Genomic DNA, 1,739 nt, shown 5'->3' on the forward strand with positions numbered 1-1,739 from the left:
ACCCGCGCGCGCGCGCGATCGCATCCTCGGCGGCCGGCGCGCCCACCATCAGGCTGGCCGCGGTCAGGATGCCTTCCCGATGCGCGCGCTCGACGGCCGCGTTCACGCTCGGGTGCAGGCCGAAGTCGTCGGCCGTGACGATGAGGCCCCGTCCAAACGGCGCGCTCATGAATGGGACGCGCCGTGGGCGCGCAGGAAGTGGAAGAATTCGACGCCTTCGCGCAGGCGGCGCCGGGTCATGTCCCAGCTCTGCAGCATCTCGCCGACGATTTCCCAGATCTTCGAAGGCCGGAAATAAAAACTGCGATAAAACTGTTCCACGCCGTGATAGATCTCGTCGCTCGACAGGTGCGGATAGCTGAGCGCGGCCAGTTGCACGCCGCTGCCGTCGACGAGCGGGATGGTCTTGTGGGCCGGTAGCCAGTCGTTCTCCAGAGCCTGTTCGTACAACCGGGTACCCGGGTACGGCGCCGCCAGCGAGACCTGGATCGTGTGCGGGTTGATTTCCTTGGCGAAGGCGATCGATTTCGCGATCGTCTCCCGTGTCTCGCCGGGCAGCCCGAGGATGAACGTGCCGTGGACGGTGATGCCGAGCGCGCGGCAGTCGGCGGCGAAGCGCCGCGCGATGTCGGTTCGCAAGCCCTTCCTGATGTTCAGGAGGATCTGGTCGTCGCCGGATTCGTAGCCCACGAGCAGTAGCCGCAAGCCGTTTTCCTTCATGATCTTGAGCGTCGAATAGGGCACGTTCGCCTTCGCATTGCACGACCATGTCACGCCCAGCTTGCCAAGACCCCGCGCGATCTCCTCGGCGCGGGGGCGGACGTCGGTGAACGTGTCGTCGTCGAACATGATTTCCTTCACTTCCGGCATGTTCTCGCGGATCCATCGGACCTCGGCGAGCACGTTTTCCGCCGACCGGGTGCGGTAGCGGTGGCCGCCGACGGTCTGCGGCCACAAGCAGAACGTGCAGCGCGAGCGGCAGCCGCGGCCCGTGTACAGCGACACGTACGGATAGTTCAGGTAGCCGATAAAGTAATTGCGGATGTTCAGGTCGCGCCGGTAGACGGGCGCGACGAACGGCAGCGCGTCCATGTCTTCGATGATCGCGCGCGGCGGGTTCTGCCGGATGGCACCGCCGGCATCGCGCCAGCTGATGCCGTCGATGTCCGCGAGCGGCCCGCCGACGGCGACGTCGCGGCAGGTGTAGTCGAATTCCTCGCGCGCGACGAAATCGACGGCAGCGGCCGCCCGCAGCGATCCGCCCGGATCGACGGCGACCTTGGCGCCCACCATGCCGATGCGTATCGCGGGATGCGTTTCCCTGAGCATCCCGGCGAAGCGTACGTCGCCCGGAAACGAGGGTGTGCTCGTGTGGATGATCACGAGGTCGTAGTCGCGGGCGATGTCCAGCGTCTGCGCCACGGAGAGCCCGTCCGCGGGCGCGTCGAGCAGCCGGCTGCCGGGCACGAGGGCGGCGGGCTGGGCCAGCCAGGTCGGATACCAGAACGAGCGGATTTCGCGCTTCGCCTGGTAGCGCGAGCCGGCGCCGCCGTCGAAACCGTCGAACGACGGCGCCTGCAGGAACAGGGTCTTCAGCATTGCGGTATGCATCGCGGTGGTGTCCATGATCGCTATCGCCAGGATGGCCGGTCATGCGACGCGGGCACACCGCTGGGCCGGCCGGGGCCCGCCGCCCCGCCCCTATAGACTGTGTGTTATAAACAACACCGAGCCCACCA

2 protein-coding genes are annotated in these 1,739 nt (G+C 66.9%); both read right to left on the reverse strand.

What is annotated here, in order from left to right; genetic code table 11:
* On the reverse strand, window positions 1–169 hold a 169-nt coding region (locus ACEN88_RS30945; RefSeq protein WP_413345897.1), incomplete at its 3' end, for a ChbG/HpnK family deacetylase.
* Entirely contained in the window at window positions 166–1,599 is a 1,434-nt protein-coding gene (gene hpnJ, locus ACEN88_RS30950; RefSeq protein ID WP_413345895.1) for a hopanoid biosynthesis associated radical SAM protein HpnJ, read from the reverse strand. The genes hpnJ and ACEN88_RS30945, both read right to left, overlap by 4 nt.
* Window positions 1,600–1,739: the final 140 nt, after the last annotated feature.

It is taken from the genome of Massilia sp. CT11-108, assembly GCF_047302915.1.
In the GTDB taxonomy this organism is placed as follows: Bacteria; Pseudomonadota; Gammaproteobacteria; order Burkholderiales; family Burkholderiaceae_D; genus Telluria; species Telluria orientalis.